The sequence below is a fragment of the Immundisolibacter sp. genome (assembly GCF_041625615.1).
Classification (GTDB): domain Bacteria; phylum Pseudomonadota; class Gammaproteobacteria; order Immundisolibacterales; family Immundisolibacteraceae; genus Immundisolibacter.
The window spans coordinates 1-5,043 of the sequence record NZ_JBFJTF010000148.1 but is presented as its reverse complement, the minus strand read 5'-3'; the positions used below and the strand labels follow the sequence as shown (position 1 = coordinate 5,043).

Genomic DNA, 5,043 nt, shown 5'->3' with positions numbered 1-5,043 from the left:
GGTGCGGCGCGCACCACGTGCCGACGTGGTGATTCTGCTGGTCACGTTCGGCCTGACGGTGTTCGCCGACCTGGTGGTAGCGGTGAACATCGGCGTCATCCTGGCCACGCTGCACTTCCTGCGGCGCATGGCGAGCAGCGTGGAGGTGCGCCAGGCGACCGATCACGAGCTCACCCAGGAGTTTGCCCATCTGGGACTGGCCCGCCTGCCGCCGGGGGTGCTGGTGTATTCGGTCGACGGCCCGTTCTTCTTCGGCGCCGTGGAGAACTTCGAGCGTGCCCTGGCCGGCACGCACACCGATCCGCGGGTGCTGGTCATCCGCCTGCGCTGGGTGCCATTCATCGACATCACCGGCCTGCAGACGCTCGAGGAAGTGGTACGCGACCTGCAGCGGCGTGGCGTGCGGGTGATGCTGGCCGGTGCCAATGCGCGTGTCCATGGCAAGTTGCTGCGGGCCGGACTGGTGGAGCTGGTCGGCCGGGACAACTGCTTTGCCGCGTTTGCCGACGCGCTGGCGGCCTGCCAGCGCCTGGCCGAGAGCGATCCGGCCATGGCGCACGAGCGGGCCATGCTGCTGAGCCACAGCGCCGAGTCCGGCCCGGGTGCCTCCTGATCCACAGGGGCTGCTTCGCACCTGCTAAACTTCGCCATTGCTGTTTGTCAAAATTTCGTCAGGTTCCCGCACATGGCCCGTATTACCGTTGAAGACTGCCTTGTCAACGCCGAAAGCCGGTTCGATCTGGTGCTCATGGCGTCGCGCCGGGCCCGGCAACTGTCGCTGGGGCGTTCGCCGCTGGTGGAGCCGGAAAACGACAAGCCGACCGTGATCGCGCTGCGCGAAATCGCCGCCGGCAAGATCGACCGCAGCGTGCTCGAGCCGGAGGAGCTGCATCTGTTCCTGACGCCTGAGGAGCTGGCCGAGCAGCGTGCGGCCGACGGTTGGGAGCAGGCGCTCGACGCGCCGGTCGAGGACGCGCCGGCCCAGCCGCCAGCCGAGGGGCCCGCCCCCGAAGCGGGCGAGACGCCCTGAGTACACCGGTACCGGTTATTCCGGCGAGCGGCATCGAGGTACTGACCGAGCAGCTCGCCGCCTACCTGCCTGCGGACGAGGTCGACGCCGTCCGCCGCGCGCATGCTTACGGCGCGCACGCCCATGCCGGTCAGCAACGCAAGACCGGCGAGCCCTACATTGCCCATCCACTGGCGGTGGCCGGCATCCTGGCCAACCTGCGGGTTGACGTCGCCACACTGTGCGCGGCGTTGCTGCACGACGTCATCGAGGACACCGCTGCCACCCGCACCGAACTGGCGGAACAGTTCGGCGACGAGGTGGCGGGGCTGGTCGATGCCGTCACCAAGCTGACGCAGATTCGCTTCGAGACCCGCGAGCAGGCGCAGGCCGCCTACTTCCGCAAGATGATGCTGGCCGTTGCCGGCGACCTGCGGGTCATCCTCATCAAGCTGGCCGATCGCCTGCACAACATGCGCACGCTGAGCCATCTGGCGCCGCAGAAGCGGCGGCGGATCGCACGCGAGACGCTGGAAATCTACGCTCCGATCGCCAACCGCCTGGGCATGCACGAGCTGTGCAGCGAGCTCGAGGAGCTCGGCTTCTCGGCGCTGTATCCGCTGCGCAGCCGGGTGTTGGAACAGGCGCTGCGCCGGGCCCGCGGCAATCGCCACGACGTGGTCGGCAAGATCGAGGCGACGCTGCGCCTGAAACTGGACGCGGCGTCCATCCCGTACCGCCTGGAGAGCCGCGAGAAGCACCTGTACAGCGTGTACCAGAAGATGCGCCAGGACCGCATCCCGCTCAGCGAGGTGTACGACGTCTACGCGCTGCGGATCGTGGTGCACACGGTGGACGAGTGCTACCGCGTGCTGGGACTGGTGCACAGCACCTTCAAGCCGCTGCCGCAGCGCTTCAAGGACTACATCGCCATTCCCAAGACCAACGGCTACCAGTCGCTGCACACGGCGCTGTTCACGCCCTACGGTGTTCCGGCGGAGATCCAGATCCGCACCGAGGAAATGGATCGCATCGCCAATGCCGGCATTGCCGCGCACTGGCTGTACAAGGATCCCAGTGGCGGCAACAGCCGTCCGCAGCAGCGGGCCCGCGAGTGGCTGCAGGGGCTGGTCGAGCTGCAGCGCAATGCCGGCGATCCGCAGGAGTTCCTGGATTCGGTCAAGGTGGACCTGTTCCCGGACGAGGTCTACGTGTTCACGCCCAAGGGCCGCATCCTGGCGCTGCCGGCGGGCGCCACGGCGGTCGATTTTGCCTACGCGGTGCACTCGGACATCGGCAATCACTGCGTGGCGGTGCGTATCGAGCGGCGTCTGGCGCCGCTGAGCAGCGTGCTGGAGACCGGCCAGACGGTGGAGGTCATCACCGCCCGCACGGCCACCCCGCATCCGAGCTGGCTGAACTTCGTCGTCACCGGCAAGGCGCGCGCGGCCATCCGTCATTTCCTGAAGACCATCGATCATGAGCGGGCGGTCGACCTGGGGCGGCGCCTGCTGGAAATCGAACTGGCGCGCCTGGGCACGCCGATGGCGCAGGTGCCGGAAGCCAACATTGCCGGCGTGCTGCGTGAGTTCAGCGCCAAGGCCATGGATGACCTGCTCGAGGATGTCGGGCTGGGCAAGCGGTTGGCTGCCGTGGTCGCCACCCACCTGGTCAGCGGCACGCCGCTGCCGGCGGTTGGAAGGCGCCAGCGTTCCGGCCTGCGGCGCGCCCTGCAGCGGGTGGCGCCGCGCTGGCTGGTGGGCAGCGACAGCGGTCGCGCGCCGCTGGCCATCAAGGGCACCGAAGGGCTGGTGGTCAGCTACGGCAAATGCTGCCGGCCCATTCCGGGCGACCCCATCCGTGGCTACGTGAGTGCCGGGCGTGGGGTGGTGATCCACGTCGACGGCTGTCCAAGCACGGCCGAGTTCGCCAAGCAGCCGGACAAGTGGCTGGACGTGGAATGGCAGCCGGCCGGCGATGCCCGCTTCCCGGTCGACATCCGCATCGAGGTGGTCGACCAGCGCGGCGAACTGGCCACCCTGGCCGCCGCGATTGCCGATATGGACTGCAACATCGCCAACGTGTTGCTGCACAACCGCGATGGCATTCATGCTGTCGACGATTTCACCATCGAGGTCCGCGACCGGGTGCACCTGGCGCGGATCATGAAACGCCTGCGCACGCTCAAGTCGGTGCGCCGCATCACCCGCAAACGAGGCTGAACCATGTCCCTGACCGCCGTTGCGAGCGACCGTGCCCCGGCCGCCATCGGTCCTTACTCGCAGGCCATTCGTGCCGGCGACACCGTCTACCTGTCCGGCCAGATTCCGCTGGACCCGGCGTCCGGCGAGCTGGTGGACGGCGGCATCGAGGCGCAGGCGGTGCAGGTGTTCGAGAACCTGAAGGCGGTGGCCGGGGCCGCCGGCGGCAGTCTCGGCCAGGCGGTCAAGCTCACCATTTATCTGACCGACCTCGGGCATTTCGCCACCGTCAACGAGGTCATGGCGCGTTATTTCGAGACGCCATATCCGGCCCGCGCCACGGTGGGCGTGGCGGCACTGCCGCGCGGCGCCGCGGTGGAGGCCGACGCCATCCTGGTGCTTGGCTGAGTCCAGCTACCGGTTTGCTCCGTGGCAACCGTGGCTGCCGGCCGGCCCACTGCCGTTGCCCAGGATCTGGCGAGCCTGCCCGGGGTAGGGCCGGCACTGCGCGGGCGGCTGGCCCAACTGGGCATTCATACTGCCGCCGACGTGTTGCTGCATCTGCCGCTGCGCTACGAGGACCGCAGCCGGCTGGTGCCCATCGGCGCCCTGCGTGCCGGCCAGCATGCGCTGATCCGCGGCCGCATCGAGGCGGCCGAGGTCAGCCAGCGCCGCCGTCGGGCGTTGCTGGTGAGTCTGGCCGACGCCAGCGGCGCACTGACGGTGCGCCTGTTTCACTTCCGCCCGCCGCAGCTGCAGCAGTTGCAGCCCGGGCGCTGGCTGGAGTGCTATGGCGAGGTGCGGCCGGGTCCGGCGCGTCTGGAGATGGTGCATCCCGAGTACCGCCTGCTGGCTGCCGGGGCCGATGAGCCGTTGCCGGCCGCGGCCCTGACGGCGGTATACCCGTCCACCGCCGGACTGACCCAGGCCACCTTGCGGCGCCTGGTCGGTGCCGCCCTGGCGCGCTGCGAGCAGGTGCTGCCGGACGTACTGCCCAGGTCGCTGCGCGAGGCCGAGCATCTGCCCGACCTGGCCGCGGCCCTGCGCGGTCTGCACCAACCGGAAGCCTCGACAGCGCTCGATGCGCGCCCGGCGGCCCTGCACCGCCTGGCCCTCGAGGAACTGCTGGCGCATCACCTGAGCCTGCGCCAGCGGCGGCGACAGCGGCAGGCGCGCCGGGCACCGTCACTGCAGGCGTCCGGTGCGCTGCGGGAGCGCCTGCTGCAGTCCCTGCCGTTCGCGCCGACCGGTGCCCAGCGGCGTGTGGTGGATGAGGTGCTGGTGGACCTGGCACGGCCGCACCCGATGCTGCGGCTGCTGCAGGGCGATGTCGGTTCCGGCAAGACGCTGGTGGCGGCGCTGGTGGCGTTGCAGGCGGTGGAGGCGGGCTGGCAGGTGGCGATCATGGCGCCGACCGAACTGCTGGCCGAGCAGCACTTTCGCAACTTCTGTCGCTGGCTGCCGCCACTGGGCGTGGAGCCGCTGTGGCTGGCCGGTCGCCACGGTGGCAAGGCGCGTGACGCGATCCTGGCGGACATCGCCTCCGGCCGGGCACAGGTGGTGGTCGGCACGCACGCCCTGTTCCAGGAGCAGGTACGCTTTGCCCGCCTGGGGCTGGTGGTCATCGACGAGCAGCACCGTTTCGGCGTGCACCAGCGTCTGGCGCTGCGCGCCAAGGGCGACGACGGCGCGCTGTCTCCGCATCAGCTGATCATGACCGCCACGCCCATCCCCCGCTCACTGGCCATGACCTTCTACGCCGATCTCGACACCTCGGTCATCGATGAACTGCCACCCGGCCGCACGCCGGTGCACACGCTGGCGGTGCCGCGG

5 protein-coding genes are annotated in these 5,043 nt (G+C 69.5%); all 5 read left to right on the top strand.

Annotation, left to right across the window (positions count from 1 at the left end):
* Nucleotides 1-613: STAS domain-containing protein (locus tag ABYX71_RS10275; protein ID WP_372696405.1), on the top strand; the 613-nt coding region annotated here is incomplete at its 5' end.
* A gap of 72 nt (nucleotides 614-685) precedes the next feature.
* The gene (rpoZ, locus tag ABYX71_RS10270) at nucleotides 686-1,030 is read left to right on the top strand and encodes a DNA-directed RNA polymerase subunit omega (protein ID WP_372696404.1); all 345 of its coding nucleotides are present in this window, start codon (nucleotides 686-688) and stop codon (nucleotides 1,028-1,030) included.
* A 17-nt stretch (nucleotides 1,031-1,047) separates the two neighbouring features.
* Nucleotides 1,048-3,231 carry a bifunctional (p)ppGpp synthetase/guanosine-3',5'-bis(diphosphate) 3'-pyrophosphohydrolase gene (locus tag ABYX71_RS10265; RefSeq protein WP_372696406.1) on the top strand — a complete coding sequence of 728 codons (2,184 nt, stop codon included), beginning with the start codon at nucleotides 1,048-1,050 and terminating at the stop codon, nucleotides 3,229-3,231.
* Nucleotides 3,232-3,234: 3 nt separating this feature from the next.
* Nucleotides 3,235-3,618 carry a RidA family protein gene (locus ABYX71_RS10260; RefSeq protein WP_372696403.1) on the top strand — a complete coding sequence of 128 codons (384 nt, stop codon included), beginning with the start codon at nucleotides 3,235-3,237 and terminating at the stop codon, nucleotides 3,616-3,618.
* Between the two features lie 21 nt (nucleotides 3,619-3,639).
* A partial coding sequence (locus ABYX71_RS10255) for an ATP-dependent DNA helicase RecG (RefSeq protein WP_372696402.1) occupies nucleotides 3,640-5,043 on the top strand: 1,404 nt, incomplete at its 3' end.

Excerpts from the sequence above, each read along its gene's own strand:
- rpoZ (WP_372696404.1), top strand. The coding sequence starts at position 686 with ATGGCCCGTATTACCGTTGAAGACTGCCTTGTCAACGCCGAAAGCCGG.
- ABYX71_RS10260 (WP_372696403.1), top strand. The coding sequence starts at position 3,235 with ATGTCCCTGACCGCCGTTGCGAGCGACCGTGCCCCGGCCGCCATCGGT.